The sequence below is a fragment of the Enterobacter cloacae complex sp. S3 genome, from assembly GCF_014930495.1.
GTDB classification, from domain to species: Bacteria; Pseudomonadota; Gammaproteobacteria; order Enterobacterales; family Enterobacteriaceae; genus Enterobacter; species Enterobacter asburiae_B.
The window spans coordinates 62,858-81,485 of sequence record NZ_JADBRD010000011.1; the positions used below are offsets into that span (position 1 = coordinate 62,858).

Annotated in this window: 18 protein-coding genes; 15 read left to right on the forward strand and 3 right to left on the reverse strand. The window is 55.9% G+C overall.

The annotated features are described in order from the left end of the window. Positions 1 to 22: 22 nt before the first annotated feature. The 9 genes from udp to tatD all read left to right on the forward strand — a co-directional run bounded on the left by udp (position 23) and on the right by tatD (position 7,933). Positions 23 to 784 carry a uridine phosphorylase gene (gene udp, locus IM317_RS06220; protein WP_003860792.1) on the forward strand — a complete coding sequence of 254 codons (762 nt, stop codon included), beginning with the start codon at positions 23 to 25 and terminating at the stop codon, positions 782 to 784. A gap of 139 nt (positions 785 to 923) precedes the next feature. After that, positions 924 to 2,381: a DNA recombination protein RmuC gene (gene rmuC, locus IM317_RS06225; protein ID WP_033146890.1), complete on the forward strand. Its 1,458-nt coding sequence runs from the start codon at positions 924 to 926 to the stop codon at positions 2,379 to 2,381. A 66-nt stretch (positions 2,382 to 2,447) separates the two neighbouring features. Further along, positions 2,448 to 3,203, forward strand: a complete 756-nt coding sequence (gene ubiE, locus IM317_RS06230) for a bifunctional demethylmenaquinone methyltransferase/2-methoxy-6-polyprenyl-1,4-benzoquinol methylase UbiE (protein ID WP_023309612.1) — start codon at positions 2,448 to 2,450, stop codon at positions 3,201 to 3,203. Between the two features lie 13 nt (positions 3,204 to 3,216). After that, positions 3,217 to 3,822 (forward strand): ubiquinone biosynthesis protein UbiJ, encoded by a 606-nt coding sequence (gene ubiJ, locus IM317_RS06235; protein WP_033146889.1) that lies wholly within the window; start codon positions 3,217 to 3,219, stop codon positions 3,820 to 3,822. Further along, positions 3,819 to 5,459, forward strand: a complete 1,641-nt coding sequence (ubiB, locus tag IM317_RS06240; RefSeq protein ID WP_029741825.1) for a ubiquinone biosynthesis regulatory protein kinase UbiB — start codon at positions 3,819 to 3,821, stop codon at positions 5,457 to 5,459. Before ubiJ ends, ubiB begins: the two co-directional genes overlap by 4 nt. A 76-nt stretch (positions 5,460 to 5,535) precedes the next feature. Further along, a complete protein-coding gene (tatA, locus tag IM317_RS06245) occupies positions 5,536 to 5,790 on the forward strand; it encodes a Sec-independent protein translocase subunit TatA (RefSeq protein WP_024908000.1) in 255 nt (84 codons plus the stop codon). A 3-nt stretch (positions 5,791 to 5,793) separates the two neighbouring features. After that, on the forward strand, positions 5,794 to 6,336 hold the full coding sequence (gene tatB, locus IM317_RS06250; RefSeq protein ID WP_032662846.1) for a Sec-independent protein translocase protein TatB: 543 nt from the start codon (positions 5,794 to 5,796) through the stop codon (positions 6,334 to 6,336). A 2-nt stretch (positions 6,337 to 6,338) separates the two neighbouring features. After that, entirely contained in the window at positions 6,339 to 7,109 is a 771-nt protein-coding gene (tatC, locus tag IM317_RS06255) for a Sec-independent protein translocase subunit TatC (protein WP_023309607.1), read from the forward strand. 41 nt (positions 7,110 to 7,150) lie between these two features. After that, complete coding sequence (gene tatD / locus IM317_RS06260) at positions 7,151 to 7,933, forward strand: 3'-5' ssDNA/RNA exonuclease TatD (protein ID WP_033146888.1); 783 nt, start codon at positions 7,151 to 7,153, stop codon at positions 7,931 to 7,933. On the opposite strand, the gene rfaH is transcribed toward tatD, so the two are convergent. Continuing rightward, positions 7,930 to 8,421: a transcription/translation regulatory transformer protein RfaH gene (gene rfaH / locus IM317_RS06265; protein ID WP_033146887.1), complete on the reverse strand. Its 492-nt coding sequence runs from the start codon at positions 8,419 to 8,421 to the stop codon at positions 7,930 to 7,932. The two genes, tatD and rfaH, sit on opposite strands and share 4 nt — an antisense overlap. A 173-nt stretch (positions 8,422 to 8,594) precedes the next feature. On the opposite strand from rfaH, the gene ubiD reads away from it, so the two are divergent. Beyond that, positions 8,595 to 10,085 carry a 4-hydroxy-3-polyprenylbenzoate decarboxylase gene (ubiD, locus tag IM317_RS06270; protein ID WP_161496003.1) on the forward strand — a complete coding sequence of 497 codons (1,491 nt, stop codon included), beginning with the start codon at positions 8,595 to 8,597 and terminating at the stop codon, positions 10,083 to 10,085. 42 nt (positions 10,086 to 10,127) lie between these two features. Continuing rightward, on the forward strand, positions 10,128 to 10,829 hold the full coding sequence (fre, locus tag IM317_RS06275) for an NAD(P)H-flavin reductase (RefSeq protein WP_008501516.1): 702 nt from the start codon (positions 10,128 to 10,130) through the stop codon (positions 10,827 to 10,829). Between the two features lie 182 nt (positions 10,830 to 11,011). On the opposite strand, the gene fadA is transcribed toward fre, so the two are convergent. Together fadA and fadB are read right to left on the reverse strand one after the other, a co-directional pair. Next, complete coding sequence (gene fadA, locus IM317_RS06280; protein WP_033146886.1) at positions 11,012 to 12,175, reverse strand: acetyl-CoA C-acyltransferase FadA; 1,164 nt, start codon at positions 12,173 to 12,175, stop codon at positions 11,012 to 11,014. A gap of 9 nt (positions 12,176 to 12,184) precedes the next feature. After that, on the reverse strand, positions 12,185 to 14,374 hold the full coding sequence (gene fadB, locus IM317_RS06285) for a fatty acid oxidation complex subunit alpha FadB (protein ID WP_033146885.1): 2,190 nt from the start codon (positions 14,372 to 14,374) through the stop codon (positions 12,185 to 12,187). Between the two features lie 190 nt (positions 14,375 to 14,564). Here fadB and pepQ point away from each other — a divergent pair, with 190 nt between their 5' ends. From pepQ to hemG, 4 genes are read left to right on the forward strand one after another with little or no spacing between them, the layout of a single operon-like run. Continuing rightward, positions 14,565 to 15,896, forward strand: a complete 1,332-nt coding sequence (gene pepQ / locus IM317_RS06290; protein ID WP_033146884.1) for a Xaa-Pro dipeptidase — start codon at positions 14,565 to 14,567, stop codon at positions 15,894 to 15,896. Continuing rightward, complete coding sequence (locus tag IM317_RS06295; RefSeq protein ID WP_033146883.1) at positions 15,896 to 16,510, forward strand: IMPACT family protein; 615 nt, start codon at positions 15,896 to 15,898, stop codon at positions 16,508 to 16,510. The genes pepQ and IM317_RS06295 overlap by 1 nt, the downstream gene beginning before the upstream one ends. A 41-nt stretch (positions 16,511 to 16,551) precedes the next feature. Further along, positions 16,552 to 18,003, forward strand: coding sequence for a Trk system potassium transporter TrkH (gene trkH / locus IM317_RS06300; protein ID WP_023309600.1), 1,452 nt, complete (start codon positions 16,552 to 16,554; stop codon positions 18,001 to 18,003). Positions 18,004 to 18,013: 10 nt separating this feature from the next. Next, the gene (gene hemG / locus IM317_RS06305) at positions 18,014 to 18,559 is read left to right on the forward strand and encodes a menaquinone-dependent protoporphyrinogen IX dehydrogenase (protein ID WP_033146882.1); all 546 of its coding nucleotides are present in this window, start codon (positions 18,014 to 18,016) and stop codon (positions 18,557 to 18,559) included. Positions 18,560 to 18,628: the final 69 nt, after the last annotated feature.

Consider the following 18,628-nt stretch of genomic DNA (forward strand, 5'->3'; position numbering starts at 1 on the left):
CCGACCCACAGAGGAGTCACCTATGTCTAAGTCTGATGTTTTTCATCTCGGCCTCACCAAAAACGATTTACAAGGGGCTACGCTCGCTATCGTCCCTGGCGATCCTGAGCGTGTGGAAAAGATCGCCGCGCTGATGGATAAGCCGGTCAAGCTGGCTGCCCATCGTGAGTTCACCACCTGGCGCGCAGAGCTGGATGGCAAAGCGGTGATCGTGTGCTCTACCGGTATCGGTGGTCCGTCTACGTCTATTGCTGTTGAAGAGCTTGCACAGCTGGGCATCCGTACTTTCCTGCGTATCGGCACCACCGGCGCTATCCAGCCGCACATCAACGTCGGCGACGTGCTGGTCACGACCGCGTCCGTTCGTCTGGACGGCGCAAGCCTGCACTTTGCACCGATGGAATTCCCGGCAGTGGCTGATTTCGAATGCACCACCGCGCTGGTTGAAGCCGCGAAATCCGTGGGCGCAACCACCCACGTGGGCGTCACCGCCTCTTCCGACACCTTCTACCCGGGCCAGGAGCGTTACGACACCTTCTCAGGCCGCGTGGTTAGCCGTTTCAAAGGCTCAATGGAAGAGTGGCAGTCCATGGGCGTGATGAACTACGAAATGGAATCCGCAACGCTGCTGACCATGTGCGCAAGCCAGGGTCTGCGTGCCGGTATGGTGGCGGGCGTGATCGTCAACCGCACCCAGCAGGAGATCCCGAACGCCGAAACCATGAAGCAGACCGAAAGTCATGCAGTGAAAATCGTGGTGGAAGCAGCGCGTCGCCTGATCTAATCCTCTCTTCTGAAATCAAAGGCCGACGCGTTCGGCCTTTATTTTTTGCGTAGCGCCTCGCAGGAAAACCCTTTCAAACTGGACGTTTATACAGCACAATTCTATTTTGTGCGGGTAATACGTTGATGCAGGGGGCATTGTGGATATCTCAATCCTGATTTACGCGGTGATTGCGCTGGTGGGCTTAGGGGTTGGCTGGCTAATTTCCAGCTACCAGCATGCACAGCAGAAGGCCGACCAGCTGGCCGAGCGAGAAGAGATGGTCGCCGATTTAAGCGCGACAAAACAGCAGCTTGCTTTGAGCGAACACTGGCGCGACGAGTGCGAACTGCTCAACAACGAGCTGCGTAACCTGCGAGACATTAACACCTCGCTGGAGGCCGATCTCCGCGAAGTCACTACCCGCCTTGAATCCACCCAGCTGCATGCGGAAGACAAAATCCGCCAGATGATCAACAGCGAGCAGCGCCTCAGCGAACAGTTTGAGAACCTCGCCAACCGAATTTTTGAGCACAGCAACCGCCGCGTTGACGAACAGAACCGCCAGAGCCTGAACAGCCTGCTGACGCCGCTGCGCGAACAGCTGGACGGTTTTCGCCGTCAGGTGCAGGACAGCTTTGGTCAGGAAGCCCGCGAGCGACACACGCTGGCGCATGAGATTCGCAATCTTCAGCAGCTGAATGCGCAAATGGCGCAGGAAGCGGTCAACCTGACCCGCGCGCTGAAAGGGGATAACAAAACCCAGGGCAACTGGGGAGAAGTGGTGCTGACCCGCGTGCTTGAGGCCTCTGGTCTGCGCGAAGGATACGAGTACGAAACGCAGGTGAGTATCGAAAACGATGCCCGCTCGCGTATGCAGCCGGATGTCATCGTGCGGCTGCCGCAGGGTAAAGATGTGGTGATTGACGCCAAAATGACGCTGGTGGCGTATGAACGCTACTTTAATGCGGACGATGACTACACCCGCGAGTCTGCGCTGCAGGAGCACATTGCCTCCGTACGTAATCATATTCGCCTGCTTGGCAGAAAAGACTACCAGCAGCTGCCGGGTCTGCGCTCGCTGGACTATGTCCTGATGTTCATCCCGGTAGAACCCGCGTTCCTGCTGGCACTCGACAGACAGCCTGAACTTATCACCGAAGCGCTCAAAAATAACATTATGCTGGTCAGCCCCACCACGCTGCTGGTGGCGTTACGCACCATTGCGAACCTGTGGCGCTATGAGCACCAGAGCCGCAACGCGCAGCAGATTGCCGATCGCGCCAGCAAGCTGTACGACAAAATGCGCCTCTTCGTGGACGACATGTCTTCAGTCGGTCAGAGCCTGGATCGTGCGCAGGATAACTACCGCCAGGCGATGAAAAAACTCGCCTCCGGACGCGGCAATCTGCTGGCACAGGCTGAATCATTCCGCAGCCTGGGGGTTGAGGTTAAACGCGAGATTAATCCGGAATTGGTCGAACAGGCCACCGCCCAGGACGACGAATTTCGCCTGCGAGAAGGTTCTGATGAACAAAATACAAACAGTGAAGACAACACGTTAGCGGCGGATTTGTCACCAGACGAGACTCCAGCGCGTTTCATTCGCGGTGGTTGAAACGTAGGGCAAACGCGCCCAATCTGTTACACTTCACGAACATTTTACTGATAAGCAGGCTCTGAGATGGCTGACGATTCACAAGACACAACGCACTTTGGCTTTCAGACTGTCGCCAAAGCGCAGAAAGCTGACATGGTGGCCCACGTATTTCATTCCGTGGCGGCGAAGTACGATGTGATGAATGACCTGATGTCGTTCGGCATTCATCGCTTGTGGAAGCGCTTCACCATTGACTGCAGCGGCGTACGTCGTGGACAAACGGTGCTGGATTTAGCCGGTGGCACGGGCGATTTAACCGCGAAATTCTCCCGTCTGGTGGGCGAAACCGGTCGCGTAGTTCTCGCCGATATTAATGACTCCATGCTGAAAATGGGACGCGAAAAGCTGCGTAACATCGGCGTGGTGGGGAATGTGGAGTATGTACAGGCAAATGCTGAAGCGCTGCCATTCCCGGACAATACCTTTGACTGCATCACGATCTCTTTCGGTCTGCGTAACGTGACCGATAAAGAAAAAGCGCTGCGCTCCATGTACCGCGTGCTGAAGCCGGGTGGACGTCTGCTGGTGCTCGAGTTCTCTAAACCGATCATTGAGCCGCTGAGCAAAGCCTACGACGCCTATTCCTTCCACGTGCTGCCGCGTATTGGTGAGCTGGTGGCTAACGACGCTGAAAGCTACCGCTATCTGGCGGAATCTATCCGTATGCACCCGGATCAGGACACATTAAAAGCCATGATGCAGGACGCGGAATTTGAGAACGTTGAATATTTCAACCTGACGGCGGGTGTCGTCGCGCTGCATCGCGGTTACAAATTCTGAGTGGAGGTGTCCCGTGCCCTTTAAACCCTTAGTCTCCGCAGGCATCGAGAATGTACTGAACGCTTTTCTGTATCGCGCCCCTGCGCTGAAAGCTGCACGTCAGCGGCTTAACGGAAAGGTATTACGTATTGTTTTAAAAGAGTTCTCGACGCCGCTTGTGCTGGTATTCAGCGAACGCCAGCTTGACGTTCTGGGGGCGTGGGAAGGTGAAGCCGACTGCTCGGTCATCACGCACATGAGCGTGCTTCCAAAACTGCGCGATCGCCAGCAATTAACGGCGCTTATCCGCAGCGGTGAGCTGGAAGTGGAAGGCGACATTCAGGTCGTGCAGAACTTCGTTGCGCTCACCGATCTGGCGGAGTTCGACCCGGCAGAGCTGCTCGCGCCTTTTATCGGCGACATTGCCGCCGAAGGCATCGGGAAAATCCTTCATGGTGGCGCCTCCTTTGCGCGTAAAAACCTTCAGCGCCAGCAACGCTATGCGGCGGAAGTGCTGACTGAGGAGTGGCGAATGGCGCCTGGGCCACTGGAAGTTGCATGGTTTGCGGAAGAGACCGCTGCTGTTGAACGTGCGGTTGATGCGTTAACCAAACGGCTGGAAAAACTGGAGGGCAAATGACGCCTGGTGAAATTCGGCGCCTCTATTTTATTATTCGCACCTTTTTGAGCTACGGGCTCGACGAGCTTATCCCCAAAATGCGTATCACGCTGCCGCTTCGTATCTGGCGGCGGATGCTCTTCTGGATGCCCAATCGCCATAAAGGTCAACCGCTGGGTGAGCGTCTGCGCCTGGCGCTGCAGGAGCTCGGCCCGGTTTGGATTAAATTCGGACAGATGCTGTCGACCCGCCGCGATCTCTTCCCGCCTCTGATTGCCGATGAGCTTGCGATGCTGCAGGATCGCGTCGCACCGTTTGACGGCGCGCGCGCGAAAAAGCAAATTGAAGAGGCGATGGGAAATGTCCCCGTCGAGACCTGGTTTGACGATTTCGACATTAAGCCACTGGCATCGGCCTCTATCGCGCAGGTGCACACCGCGCGTCTGAAAGAAAACGGCAAAGAAGTCGTTATTAAAGTCATTCGTCCGGACATCCTGCCAGTCATCAAAGCGGACATGAAACTGATTTATCGGCTGGCGCGCTGGGTGCCACGCTTGCTGCCGGACGGGCGTCGCCTTCGTCCACTGGAAGTGGTGCGGGAATATGAAAAAACGCTGATTGATGAGCTTAACCTGCTGCGCGAATCGGCAAACGCCATTCAGCTGCGTCGCAACTTTGAAAACAGCCCGATGCTCTATGTACCTGAAGTCTATTCTGACTACTGCAGCCAGAACATGATGGTGATGGAACGTATCTACGGTATTCCGGTTTCGGATGTGGTCGCCCTGGAGAAACAGGGAACGAACATGAAGCTCCTGGCTGAACGAGGCGTACAGGTCTTCTTTACCCAGGTGTTCCGCGACAGCTTTTTCCATGCGGACATGCATCCGGGCAATATCTTCGTGAGCTACGAACATCCTGAGGATCCGAAGTATATCGGTATCGACTGCGGGATTGTGGGATCGCTGAACAAAGAAGATAAACGGTATCTGGCTGAGAACTTCATCGCGTTTTTCAACCGCGACTACCGTAAGGTGGCCGAGCTGCACGTCGATTCCGGCTGGGTGCCGCCGGACACCAACGTCGAAGAGTTCGAGTTCGCGATCCGGACCGTTTGTGAACCGATTTTTGAAAAACCGCTGGCGGAAATTTCCTTCGGGCATGTGCTGTTAAACCTGTTCAACACGGCTCGCCGCTTTAATATGGAAGTTCAGCCACAGCTTGTTTTACTTCAGAAAACATTACTTTACGTTGAGGGTGTAGGCCGACAGCTCTATCCTCAGTTAGACTTGTGGAAGACCGCGAAACCTTTCCTTGAATCCTGGATTAAGGATCAGGTTGGCATTCCGGCGCTGGTGCGCTCGCTGAAAGAGAAAGGCCCGTTCTGGATAGAAAAAATGCCTGAAATTCCTGAACTGGTTTATGACAGTTTGCGTCAGAGCAAGAACCTTCAGCACAGCATGGATAAAATCGCCCGCGAACTTCAGTCCAGCCGTGTTCGCCAGGGACAGTCACGCTATCTCTTTGGGATTGGCGCAACGCTGCTGCTGAGCGGTACGCTGCTGCTGATCAACCGTCCGGACTGGCAGATGATGCCCGCCTGGCTGATGGCTGGCGGAGTGGTAGTCTGGCTAGCAGGCTGGCGAAAAACGCGCTGAGCGTGCGTCGCTATCGACGGGTCGCATACGTATAATGCGGCCTGACTCATTAATCATCTATCCCTGAGGAACATGTATGGGTGGTATCAGTATCTGGCAATTGTTGATCATTGCCGTCATCGTCGTGCTGCTGTTTGGCACCAAAAAGCTCGGTTCTATTGGTTCCGATCTGGGCGCGTCTATCAAAGGCTTCAAGAAAGCGATGAGCGATGATGAGAGCAAGCAGGATAAAACCAGCCAGGACGCTGACTTTACTGCTAAATCCATCGCCGACAAGCAAGAAGAAGCCAAAAAGGAAGACGCTAAACGCCACGATAAAGAGCAGGTGTAAGTCGTGTTCGACATTGGTTTTAGTGAGCTCCTGCTGGTCTTTGTGATTGGCCTGATTGTGCTGGGGCCGCAGCGTCTGCCGGTGGCAGTGAAAACCGTTGCGGGCTGGGTTCGTGCGCTGAGATCTCTGGCATCGACCGTTCAGAATGAACTGGCGCAGGAGCTTAAGCTGCAGGAATTTCAGGAAAGCCTGAAAAAGGTCGAGAAGGCGAGCATGGATAACCTGACGCCGGAACTGAAAGCGTCAATGGATGAGCTGCGCGAAGCGGCAGAATCGATGAAGCGCTCCTATAGCGTTAACGATCCTGAAAAAGCGAGCGATGAAGCGAACACCATCCATAACCCGGTGGTGAAGGGCAGCGAGGAGCAGCGCGAGGGCGTAACGCCTGCCAGCGCTGAACATCAGGCTGCCGCGCCAGAACAGACGCCGCAGGAAACCGAACTGAAAAAACAGGCGCAGCCGGAAGAGCCGGTAGCAAAAGCGGCGGAAGTGAAGCCCGCTGCGTCCGTTTCCGAATCATCCCCCTCGTCGAGTGATAAAGCGTAAACATGGCAGTAGATGATACTCAACCGCTGATTACGCACCTCATTGAGCTGCGTAAGCGCCTGTTAAACTGCATTATTGCGGTTTTACTCATATTCCTGTGCCTGGTCTATTTTGCCAACGATATCTATCAGGTGGTCTCTGCGCCGCTGATCAAGCAGATGCCGCTGGGCGCAACGATGATTGCAACAGACGTTGCTTCGCCGTTCTTTACCCCCATCAAGCTGACCTTCTGGGTGTCGTTGATTGCTTCTGCACCGGTCATTCTTTATCAGGTGTGGGCGTTTGTGGCGCCCGCGCTGTATAAGCATGAACGCAAGCTGGTGATCCCGCTGCTGGTGTCCAGCTCGCTGCTGTTCTATATCGGCATGGCGTTTGCCTATTTCGTTGTCTTCCCGCTGGCCTTCGGCTTCCTGACGCATACCGCGCCGGAAGGGGTCCAGGTGTCGACGGATATCGCCAGCTACCTCAGCTTTGTGATGGCGCTGTTTATGGCGTTTGGCGTGGCATTCGAAGTGCCGGTGGCTATTGTGCTGCTCTGCTGGGTAGGAGTAACGACCCCGGATGACCTGCGTAAGAAGCGTCCGTATATCCTTGTGGGCGCATTTGTTGTCGGCATGCTGCTGACACCGCCGGATGTGTTCTCGCAGACGCTGCTGGCCATACCGATGTACTGTCTGTTTGAGGTCGGCGTTTTCTTCTCGCGTTTCTACGTGGGTAAAGGACGTCGAGCGGATGACGAAGACGATACGTCCGACAAGACCACTGAAGAGTAAAACCAGCCGCCCGTCAGGGCGGTTGTTATATGGGGATTTGCATGTTTGATATCGGACTCAACCTGACCAGCTCGCAGTTTGCGAAAGATCGTGATGAGGTGGTTGCGCGTGCGTTTGCCGCCGGGGTGAAAGGACTGCTGCTGACGGGCACCAACCTGCATGAGAGCGAGCAGGCGCAGCAGCTGGCGCAACGCTACGATCGCTGTTGGTCTACTGCTGGCGTGCATCCTCACGACAGCAGCCAGTGGACCGCGGAAAGTGGCGACATCCTGTACAGGCTGGCGAAGACGCCAGACGTTGTGGCGATCGGCGAATGCGGTCTCGATTTCAACCGTAACTTTTCCACGCCTGAAGAGCAGGAAAAGGCGTTTACTGCCCAGCTTGCGCTGGCGGCAGAGCTTGGAATGCCCGTATTTATGCACTGCCGCGACGCGCATGAGCGTTTCCTGGCTCTTCTGGATCCGTGGCTGGAGAAACTGCCCGGCGCGGTATTGCACTGTTTCACCGGTTCACGGCAGGAAGCGCTGGATTGCCTGGCGCGAGGGCTTTATCTGGGTATTACCGGCTGGGTGTGCGATGAGCGTCGCGGGCTTGAACTTCGTGAGCTATTGCCGGTAATCCCGGCTGACCGGCTGCTCCTCGAAACCGATGCGCCTTATCTGCTACCGCGCGACATGAAACCCAAACCGGCATCGCGGCGAAATGAGCCCGCGTATCTGGGGCACATTGTTGAGAGCGTCGCGAAGTGGCGCGGAGAGGATCCGCACTGGCTTTCGGCGCAGACGGATGACAACGTGCGTAATCTGTTCGGGATAAACGTTTAAAGCTTGCGGAAGTCGGTGTTTTTAACGCTCTGCAGCACCTGCTTGTTCAGCAGATTGAGCAACAGCATAGAGCGCGCTTCCCCGTCCGGCTCGGCAAAAATCGCCTGCAGGCCTTCGAAAGCGCCTTCGGTAATCACGACGCTATCGCCGCTGTAAGGGGTTTCGGGGTCGGTGATCCCTTCAGGTTGTTGATAAATTGACAGCTGATGAATGACCGTCGACGGAACCGTTGCCGGGTGGGCACCAAAACGAACGAAGTGGCTGACGCCGCGCGTTGCGCTGATGGTGGTGGTGTGGATGACTTCCGGGTCGAACTCCACAAACAGGTAGTTCGGGAACAACGGCTCACTGACGGTTGTGCGCTTCCCGCGCTGCATTTTTTCAAGCGTGATCACGGGTGTCAGGCAATTTACAGACTGACGTTCAAGATGTTCCTGCGCGCGCTGAAGTTGCCCGCGTTTGCAATACAGTAAATACCAGGCCTGCATAATCACTCTTTCCCTTAGTTCGGGGCGCAAGCATATCAAAACCCTGGCGGGATCGCTAAGTTGATTATAATGGGGGAAAATGGAACAGAACGCATAAGTTCACGCTTATTTAACAAAATTACAGCATCAAGCAGGCTTACGCCGTATAATGAAGCGCTTACAGAGAGGCCATGATTAACTGCATGAAATACCACGATCTCCGCGACTTCCTGACGCTGCTGGAAAAGCAGGGTGAACTCAAACGTATTACACTTCCTGTCGATCCTTATCTGGAGATGACAGAAATTGCTGACCGCACCCTGCGTGCCGGTGGCCCCGCATTACTGTTTGAAAATCCGAAAGGTTACTCCATGCCGGTGCTGTGCAACCTGTTTGGTACACCGCGTCGTGTTGCACTGGGAATGGGGCAGGAAGACGTCTCTGCGCTGCGTGAAGTCGGTAAACTGCTGGCGTTTCTGAAAGAGCCGGAGCCACCGAAAGGCTTCCGCGATCTGTTCGACAAGCTGCCGCAGTTTAAGCAGGTGCTGAACATGCCCACCAAACGCCTGCGCGGCGCGCCGTGCCAGCAGAAAGTGCTCGAAGGTGATGCGGTTGATCTTACCAAAATCCCCATCATGCAGTGCTGGCCTGAAGATGCCGCTCCGCTTATCACCTGGGGGCTGACCGTTACGCGCGGCCCGCACAAAGAGCGGCAAAACCTCGGTATTTACCGCCAGCAGTTGATTGGCAAGAATAAACTGATCATGCGCTGGTTGTCGCATCGCGGCGGCGCGCTGGATTTCCAGGAGTGGTGCGCTGCGCATCCGGGGGAGCGTTTCCCGGTGTCTGTCGCCTTAGGCGCCGATCCGGCCACCATTCTGGGAGCCGTCACGCCGGTGCCGGATACGCTCTCTGAATATGCATTTGCAGGCCTGCTGCGTGGAACGAAAACCGAAGTCGTGAAGTGTATCTCTAACGATCTCGAAGTTCCGGCCAGTGCGGAAATTGTGCTGGAAGGTTACCTTGAACAGGGTGAAATGGCGCCAGAAGGCCCTTACGGCGACCACACCGGCTATTACAACGAAGTGGATAACTTCCCGGTGTTTACCGTGACGCACATTACGCAGCGTGAAGATGCGATTTATCACTCCACGTATACCGGACGTCCACCGGATGAACCGGCGGTGCTGGGCGTGGCGCTGAATGAAGTGTTTGTGCCGATCCTGCAAAAGCAGTTCCCGGAAATTGTTGATTTTTATCTGCCGCCTGAAGGATGCTCGTATCGCATGGCGGTGGTCACGATGAAGAAGCAGTATCCTGGTCATGCTAAACGCGTGATGATGGGCGTATGGTCTTTCCTGCGCCAGTTTATGTATACCAAATTTGTTATTGTCTGCGATGATGACGTTAACGCCCGCGACTGGAATGACGTAATCTGGGCCATTACCACGCGAATGGACCCGGCGCGCGATACGGTGTTAGTCGAAAATACGCCGATAGATTACCTGGATTTTGCCTCGCCGGTTTCCGGCCTTGGCTCAAAGATGGGACTGGATGCCACAAATAAATGGCCTGGCGAAACCGACCGTGAATGGGGTCGCCCGATCAAAAAAGATCCTGCAGTGACCGCGCGAATTGACGCGATCTGGGACGAGCTGGCCATAATGAATAACGGTAAACCCTGAGCTGACCGTTAAGCCCTATAGACTTCCCGACAGAGAGAGCGAATGACAACCTTAAGCTGTAAAGTGACCTCGGTAGATGCCATCACCGACACCGTATATCGCGTCCGTTTAGTGCCAGAAGCGCCATTCTCTTTCCGCGCGGGTCAGTACCTGATGGTTGTGATGGATGAGCGTGATAAGCGTCCTTTCTCTATGGCCTCAACGCCAGCGGAGCAGGAATTTATTGAGCTTCATATTGGTGCGTCAGAGCTTAACCTGTATGCGATGGCGGTGATGGATCGGATCCTGAAGGAACGTGAAATCGTGGTGGATATTCCGCACGGCGATGCGTGGCTGCGCGATGACGAAGACCGTCCGCTGATCCTGATCGCTGGCGGTACGGGCTTCTCTTATGTGCGCTCTATTCTGTTGACCGCCCTGGCGCGTAACCCGGACCGTGACATCACCATTTACTGGGGTGGCCGCGAAGAGAAACATCTGTACGACCTGTCTGAGCTGGAAGCGCTGAGCGTAACCCATCCTAACCTGCGCATTGAGCCGGTGGTTGAGCAGCCGGAAGAGGGCTGGCGTGGTCGCAGCGGGACGGTGCTGACGGCGGTGCTGCAGGATCACGGCACGCTGGCAGGGCACGATATCTATATCGCTGGCCGTTTTGAGATGGCGAAAATTGCCCGCGACCTGTTCTGCAACGAACGTGACGCGCGTGAAGACCGCCTGTTTGGCGATGCGTTTGCCTTCATTTAAATAAAAAACCCGCCCCTGACAGGCGGGAAGAACGGCAACTAAACTGTCTCTCTTCGCCAATGACGCCATAACTGCGTTGGCTGCGCTCGTTCACCCGAATCACTTACTTGAGTAAGCTCATCGGGATTCGCTCGCTTGCCGCCTTGTTCTGACGCCATTGGCTTTGAGATACTTTTCCTGATTTACACTCTCTCAAACACCGTCGCGATACCCTGACCCAGCCCGATACACATCGTTGCCAGACCAAACTGGGCATCTTTGCGTTCCATCAGGTTGATAAGCGTCGTGCTGATACGCGCCCCGGAGCAGCCCAGCGGGTGGCCGAGGGCGATCGCGCCGCCGTTGAGGTTAATCTTCTCGTCGATCTGCTCCATCAGCCCCAGATCTTTAATGCACGGCAGGATCTGCGCGGCGAACGCTTCGTTCATTTCAAACAGGTCGATGTCGCTGGCGGTTAATCCCGCTTTTTTCAGCGCCAGCTTCGAGGCCGGAACCGGGCCGTAACCCATGATTGAAGGATCGCAGCCCACGACCGCCATCGAACGTACCCGTGCGCGAGGCGTTAAGCCCAGCTCGCGGGCACGGCTTTCGCTCATCACCAGCATCGCGGCGGCACCGTCGGACAGCGCCGACGAAGTACCTGCTGTTACCGTACCGGTGACCGGATCAAACGCAGGGCGCAGGGTAGAAAGCGCTTCTACGGTGGTTTCCGGGCGGATGACTTCGTCGTAGCTGAACTGCTTCAGTACGCCGTCTGCGTCGTGGCCGCCGGTCGGGATGATCTCATTCTTAAAGGCACCGGACTGCGTCGCCGCCCATGCGCGAGCGTGAGAGCGCGCGGCAAAGGCATCCTGCATATCACGGCTAATGCCGTGCAGACGAGAGAGCATCTCGGCGGTCAGACCCATCATCCCCGCGGCTTTCGCCACGTTACGGCTCATGCCAGGGTGGAAATCGACCCCGTGGCTCATCGGCACGTGCCCCATGTGCTCAACGCCGCCCACCAGGCAGGCCTGCGCATCACCGGTCATGATCATCCGCGCCGCGTCGTGCAGCGCCTGCATTGATGAACCGCACAGGCGGTTCACGGTGACAGCCGGAACCGAATGCGGGATCTCCGCCAGCAGCGACGCGTTACGGGCGATGTTGAAACCTTGCTCCAGAGTCTGCTGCACGCAGCCCCAGTAGATATCGTCCAGCGCAGCAGGATCCAGCGCCGGGTTACGCGCCAGCAGGCTACGCATCAGATGCGCGGAGAGGTCTTCCGCACGCACGTTACGGAATGCACCGCCTTTTGAACGGCCCATCGGGGTGCGAATCGCATCAACAATGACAACCTTTTCCATTGTGACTCCTTAAGCCGTTTTCAGCTCGCCAACCGGACGGGCTGGCTCAACTGCTGGATAGTAGGGTTCGTTATGGCGCGCTTTGTTACGCAGCCCTTCCGGCACCTCATAAAGCGGGCCGAGGTGCTGATACTGCTGAGCCATATCGAGATAGCGGGCGCTGCCGAGCGTGTCCAGCCAGCGGAACGCGCCGCCGTGGAACGGAGGGAAGCCCAGGCCGTACACCAGCGCCATATCGGCTTCTGCCGGGCTGGCGATGATGCCTTCTTCAAGGCAACGCACCACTTCGTTGATCATCGGGATCATCATGCGGGCGATGATCTCATCGTCGGTGAAGTCGCGTTTCGGCTGGCTTACATCGGCCAGCAGGCCGTCCACCACGGCATCTTCTTCTTTCTTCGGTTTGCCTTTGCTGTCTTCTTTATAGCGCCAGAAGCCCAGGCCGTTTTTCTGGCCGAAGCGGTTAGCGTCGAACAGAGCGTCAATGGCGTCGCGATAATCTTTCTGCATACGCTGCGGGAAGCCTGCCGCCATCACCGCCTGAGCGTGGTGAGCGGTATCAATGCCGACCACGTCCAGCAGATACGCCGGGCCCATCGGCCAGCCGAACTGTTTTTCCATCACTTTGTCGATTTTGCGGAAGTCTGCACCGTCGCGCAGCAGCTGGCTGAAGCCGGCGAAGTAAGGGAACAGCACGCGGTTGACGAAGAAGCCCGGGCAGTCGTTAACAACGATCGGCGTTTTGCCCATCTTGCTGGCCCATGCCACCACTTTAGCGATGGTTTCGTCAGAGGTTTTTTCCCCGCGGATCACTTCGACCAGCGGCATACGGTGTACCGGGTTGAAGAAGTGCATCCCGCAGAAGTTTTCCGGACGCTTCAACACGCTCGCCAGTTCGCTGATTGGAATGGTGGAGGTGTTTGAAGCCAGCACGGTCTCAGGACGAACTTTATCTTCCGTTTCTGCCAGCACCGCTTTTTTGACTTTCGGGTTCTCGACGACGGCTTCGACTACTACGTCGACACGGTCGAAACCGCTGTATTCCAGCACGGGCTGAATGGTGGAGATCACGCCTGCAAGCTTCAGCCCGTCAATTTTTCCGCGCTCCAGCTGTTTATTCAGCAGCTTGGCCGCTTCGGTCATGCCCAGCGTCAGGGATTTCTCGCTGATGTCTTTCATCACTACCGGCACGCCTTTCCAGGCGGACTGGTAAGCGATACCGCCACCCATAATGCCGGCGCCGAGTACCGCCGCATGTTTTGGCGTCTCAACGTTTTTGGTCAGCTGTTTGGCTTTACCCTTCACGAACTGATCGTTGAGGAAGATACCGACCAGCGCGCGAGCTTCATTGGTGTGCGCCAGAGGGACAAAGCTCTGATTTTCGAGCTTCAGCGCCTCGTCGCGTCCGAGACGAGCAGCCGCTTCAATGGTTTTCACCGCCGTGATCGGCGCCGGGTAGTGTTTACCCGCCGTCTGCATGACCATGCCTTTGGCGATGGTGAAGCTCATGGTGGCTTCAATCTTGCTGAGTTTTAACGGCTCCAGCTTAGGCTGGCGTTTGGCTTTCCAGTCGAGATCGCCGTTAATGGCCTGACGCAGAATGGCGAGTGCGCCTTCAACCAGTTTCTCTGGCTTCACGACGCCGTCGACCAGGCCGATTTTCTGCGCCTGTTCTGCGCCGACGTCTTTACCTGCGGCAATGATCTCCAGCGCGCTGTCTGCACCCAGCATGCGCGGCATACGCACGGAGCCGCCAAAGCCCGGCATGATGCCCAGCCTGGTTTCCGGCAGGCCGATGCGCAGGTCCGGCGTCGCCAGACGGTAGTCGGTCGCCAGTACGCACTCGCAGCCGCCGCCCAGCGCGTAGCCGTTAACGGCGGAAATGGTCGGGACAGGCAGATCTTCCAGACGATTAAAGACGCTGTTGGCAAAGTGCAGCCACTGGCTCAGCTGTTCTTCCGGGACCAGGAACAGCGAAAGAAACTCGGTGATATCGGCACCGACAATAAAGGCCGCTTTGTTCGAACGCAGCAGCAGCCCTTTTAATTCAGGTTGTTTTTCAAGAACATCCAGCGCCTGGCCAAGACTGGCCACCGTCGCGGTATCAAGCTTGTTCACTGAGCCGGGAGCATCGAACACCAGTTCGGCAATGCCATCTTCCAGCCAGTTGAGGTACAGGGTGTCGCCTTTGTAGAGCATGTCAGTCTCCTGAATCCAGCAATTGGATCTGGTCATACCAGATGAATCGGAGTGTGGGATTTATGTTAATAAAATGCAAATTACTCATTAAGAAAATGCTGCGTTGATCACGGTCGGTGGAAATCACGCAGCCGGAGTGAGGTGTGCTAAGATGCGATGACTTGAGGTCAAAAAAACGAAAGGAAGAATGATGGACTCACTGGCTTCGCTTTATAAAAATCATATCGTTACCCTACAGGAACGTACCCGCGATGTACTGGCCCGCTTTAAGCTGGATGCGCTGCTGATCCACTCCGGCGAGCTGATGAATACCTTTCTGGATGACCACGCTTATCCGTTTAAGGTGAACCCGCAGTTTAAAGCCTGGGTGCCGGTGACTCAGGTTCCAAATTGCTGGCTGCTGGTGGATGGCGTGAACAAGCCGAAACTGTGGTTCTACCTGCCGGTCGATTACTGGCACAACGTAGAACCGCTGCCGACCTCTTTCTGGACGGAAGAGATTGATGTGATTGCACTGCCGAAAGCGGACGGCATTGGCAGCCAGCTGCCTGCCGCGCGGGGCAACATCGCCTATATTGGCCCTGTTCCGGAGCGTGCGCTGGGTCTGGATATTCCGGCAGACAAACTCAATCCGAAAGGGGTGCTGGATTACCTGCACTATTACCGCGCGTATAAAACCGACTACGAACTTTACTGCATGCGTGAAGCGCAAAAAACGGCGGTGAATGGCCACCGTGCCGCGCACGAAGCGTTCCAGTCGGGGATGAGCGAGTTCGACATCAATCAGGCCTATCTGACCGCGACAGGCCACCGTGATACCGACGTGCCGTACAGCAATATCGTCGCGCTGAATGAGCACGCGTCTGTGCTTCATTACACCAAACTGGATCACCACGTACCGTCGGAGATGCGCAGCTTCCTGCTTGACGCAGGCGCCGAGTACAACGGTTACGCGGCCGACCTGACCCGTACCTGGGCGGCGAATGCGGATACCGATTTCGCGCAACTGATTAAAGACGTAAACGATGAACAGCTGGCGCTGATTGGCACCATGAAGGCGGGAACCAGCTATGTGGATTACCACATCCAGTTCCATCAGCGTATCGCAAAACTGCTGCGTAAACATCAGATTGTGAAAGACATGAGCGAAGAGGCGATGGTCGAGAACGATCTAACCGGGCCATTCATGCCGCACGGTATCGGCCACCCGCTAGGCCTGCAGGTTCACGACGTTGCGGGCTTTATGCAGGATGATACCGGGACGCACCTGGCGGCACCGTCTAAATATCCTTACCTGCGCTGCACCCGTATTCTGGAGCCGCGTATGGTGTTGACGATTGAACCGGGGATCTACTTTATCGAATCCCTGCTGGCGCCGTGGCGTGAAGGCCAGTTCAGCAAACACTTCAACTGGGAAAAAATTGACGCGCTGAAGCCGTTTGGCGGTATTCGCATCGAAGATAACGTGGTGGTTCACGAAAACGGTATCGAGAATATGACGCGAGACCTGAAGCTGGCCTGATGGAAAGCTGGCTGATACCGGCTGAACCGGTCACCTTTGTTGAGGAAATCAAGAAAAGCCGCTTTATTACGCTGCTGGCGCATACCGACGGCGTAGAGGCGGCAAAGGCGTTTGTCGAATCCGTTCGGGCTGAGCATCCTGACGCGCGTCACCACTGTGTGGCGTGGGTGGCAGGTCCGCCGGATGATTCACAACAGCTGGGGTTTTCCGACGACGGTGAACCGGCGGGCACGGCTGGTAAACCCATGCTTTCGCAGCTGATGGGCAGCGGCGTGGGTGAAATTACCGCCGTGGTGGTGCGCTACTACGGCGGCATCCTGTTAGGCACAGGTGGGCTGGTAAAAGCCTATGGCGGGGGAGTTCAGCAGGCGCTGAATATGCTCACAACTACCCGCAAAACGCCGCTCACCGAATATACTTTGTTGTGCGATTACGCTCAGCTATCGGGCATTGAAACGCTGCTCAAACAGTTTAACGGCGTCATCGCGCACAGTGAATATCAGGCAATGGTGCAATTACGCGTGGCGCTTCCGCAGGCGGAGCTGGCTGCTTTTTCAGCAAAACTGGCTGATTTTAGTCGTGGTTCGTTGCAATTGCTGCCGATTGAAGAATAATCCCCACCTCACTTTTTTGAATACCAAAGGAAGCGGCAGAGATGCATTTTCGTGCCATAACCCGAATCGTTGGACTGCTGGTCATACTTTTTTCCGGGACGATGATTCTCCCAGGACTGGTGGCGCTTATCTACCGGGACGGCGCGGGGCGGGCATTTACCCAGACCTTCTTTGTCGCGCTGGCGATCGGCTCGCTGCTGTGGTGGCCAAACCGTCGTCAGAAAGGTGAGCTGAAATCTCGCGAAGGATTTCTGATTGTGGTCCTGTTCTGGACGGTGCTGGGGAGCGTCGGTTCGCTGCCCTTTATCTTCTCTGAACAGCCTAACCTGAGCATCACGGATGCCTTTTTTGAATCCTTCTCCGGTTTAACGACCACCGGGGCGACGACGCTGGTGGGGCTGGATTCCCTCCCGCACGCCATTCTCTTTTATCGTCAAATGCTGCAGTGGTTCGGGGGGATGGGGATTATCGTCCTGGCAGTGGCTATTCTTCCTATTCTGGGCGTTGGCGGCATGCAGCTTTATCGCGCCGAAATGCCCGGGCCGCTGAAAGATAACAAAATGCGCCCGCGTATTGCCGAGACGGCAAAAACCCTCTGGCTTATCTATGTCTTACTGACGGTGGCCTGTGCGCTGGCGCTATGGTTTGCCGGGATGCCCGCTTTCGACGCCATCGGACACAGCTTTGCGACGATCGCTATCGGCGGGTTCTCCACCCATGATGCCAGCGTCGGCTACTTCGACAGTCCAACGATTAACACCATTATTGCCATTTTCCTGCTGATTTCAGGCTGTAACTACGGTCTGCACTTCTCTTTACTGAGCGGGCGCAGCCTGAAAGTGTACTGGCGTGACCCTGAGTTCCGCATGTTCATTGGCGTCCAGCTTACGCTGGTGATCATCTGTACCCTGGTGCTGTGGTTCCATGATGTTTACAACTCCGCGCTGACCACGCTAAATCAGGCGTTCTTCCAGGTGGTATCGATGGCGACGACCGCCGGGTTTACCACGGACAGCATCGCGCGCTGGCCGCTGTTCCTGCCGGTGCTGCTTTTATGCTCGGCATTTATCGGGGGCTGTGCGGGTTCTACGGGCGGTGGCCTGAAGGTAATTCGTATTCTGCTGCTGTTTAAGCAGGGCAACCGTGAGCTGAAGCGCCTGGTCCACCCGAATGCGGTTTACAGCATTAAGCTGGGGAACCGCGCGCTGCCGGAACGTATCCTCGAAGCGGTGTGGGGATTCTTCTCGGCGTATGCGCTGGTGTTTATCGTCAGTATGCTGGCGATTATCGCGACGGGGGTAGATGATTTCTCCGCCTTTGCGTCCGTCGTAGCAACATTGAATAACCTCGGGCCCGGCCTGGGCGTTGTGGCGGATAACTTTGCCAGCATGAACCCGGTCGCGAAATGGATCCTCATCGCCAATATGCTGTTTGGTCGTCTTGAGGTCTTTACGCTGCTGGTGCTGTTCACCCCTACATTCTGGCGCGAGTAAGGAGCCGTTGATGAAAACATTGATTCTTTTCTCTACGCGAGACGGGCAAACGCGTGAGATTGCCGCTTATCTGGCGTCGGAATTAAAAGAGCTGGGTATTTACTCGGATGTGGTGAACCTGAACCGTGCGGAGCAGATTGCCTGGCAGGAGTACGATCGCGTGGTAATTGGCGCGTCAATTCGTTACGGGCATTTCCATCCGGCGCTGGATCGCTTTGTGAAAAAGCACACGGCGGTGCTCAACAAATTGCCCGGTGCCTTTTACTCGGTCAATCTTGTCGCTCGTAAAGCCGAGAAGCGTACGCCGCAGACCAACAGCTACACGCGCAAGTTTTTACTCAGCTCGTCGTGGCAGCCTGACCTGTGCGCCGTCTTTGCCGGCGCGCTGCGTTACCCTCGCTACCGCTGGTATGACCGCTTTATGATCCGCCTGATTATGAAGATGACCGGGGGTGAAACCGATACGCGTAAAGAAGTGGTTTATACCGACTGGTCGCAGGTGGCCAGTTTTGCGCGGGAAATCGCACATTTAACGGGCGATTCGCGACATAAATAAGCGTTAAGTTTGAAAAGTGAGCGAACGAAAAGTTTTTTGTATTTTATGCTTGTCACGTCGGAATAACTC

Excerpts from the sequence above, each read along its gene's own strand:
- pepQ (WP_033146884.1), top strand. The coding sequence starts at position 14,565 with ATGGACTCACTGGCTTCGCTTTATAAAAATCATATCGTTACCCTACAG.
- tatD (WP_033146888.1), top strand. The coding sequence starts at position 7,151 with ATGTTTGATATCGGACTCAACCTGACCAGCTCGCAGTTTGCGAAAGAT.
- rfaH (WP_033146887.1), bottom strand. The coding sequence starts at position 8,421 with ATGCAGGCCTGGTATTTACTGTATTGCAAACGCGGGCAACTTCAGCGC.
- hemG (WP_033146882.1), top strand. The coding sequence starts at position 18,014 with ATGAAAACATTGATTCTTTTCTCTACGCGAGACGGGCAAACGCGTGAG.
- tatC (WP_023309607.1), top strand. The coding sequence starts at position 6,339 with ATGGCAGTAGATGATACTCAACCGCTGATTACGCACCTCATTGAGCTG.
- ubiB (WP_029741825.1), top strand. The coding sequence starts at position 3,819 with ATGACGCCTGGTGAAATTCGGCGCCTCTATTTTATTATTCGCACCTTT.
- trkH (WP_023309600.1), top strand. The coding sequence starts at position 16,552 with ATGCATTTTCGTGCCATAACCCGAATCGTTGGACTGCTGGTCATACTT.
- tatA (WP_024908000.1), top strand. The coding sequence starts at position 5,536 with ATGGGTGGTATCAGTATCTGGCAATTGTTGATCATTGCCGTCATCGTC.
- IM317_RS06295 (WP_033146883.1), top strand. The coding sequence starts at position 15,896 with ATGGAAAGCTGGCTGATACCGGCTGAACCGGTCACCTTTGTTGAGGAA.
- fadB (WP_033146885.1), bottom strand. The coding sequence starts at position 14,374 with ATGCTCTACAAAGGCGACACCCTGTACCTCAACTGGCTGGAAGATGGC.
- fre (WP_008501516.1), top strand. The coding sequence starts at position 10,128 with ATGACAACCTTAAGCTGTAAAGTGACCTCGGTAGATGCCATCACCGAC.
- udp (WP_003860792.1), top strand. The coding sequence starts at position 23 with ATGTCTAAGTCTGATGTTTTTCATCTCGGCCTCACCAAAAACGATTTA.
- fadA (WP_033146886.1), bottom strand. The coding sequence starts at position 12,175 with ATGGAAAAGGTTGTCATTGTTGATGCGATTCGCACCCCGATGGGCCGT.
- ubiE (WP_023309612.1), top strand. The coding sequence starts at position 2,448 with ATGGCTGACGATTCACAAGACACAACGCACTTTGGCTTTCAGACTGTC.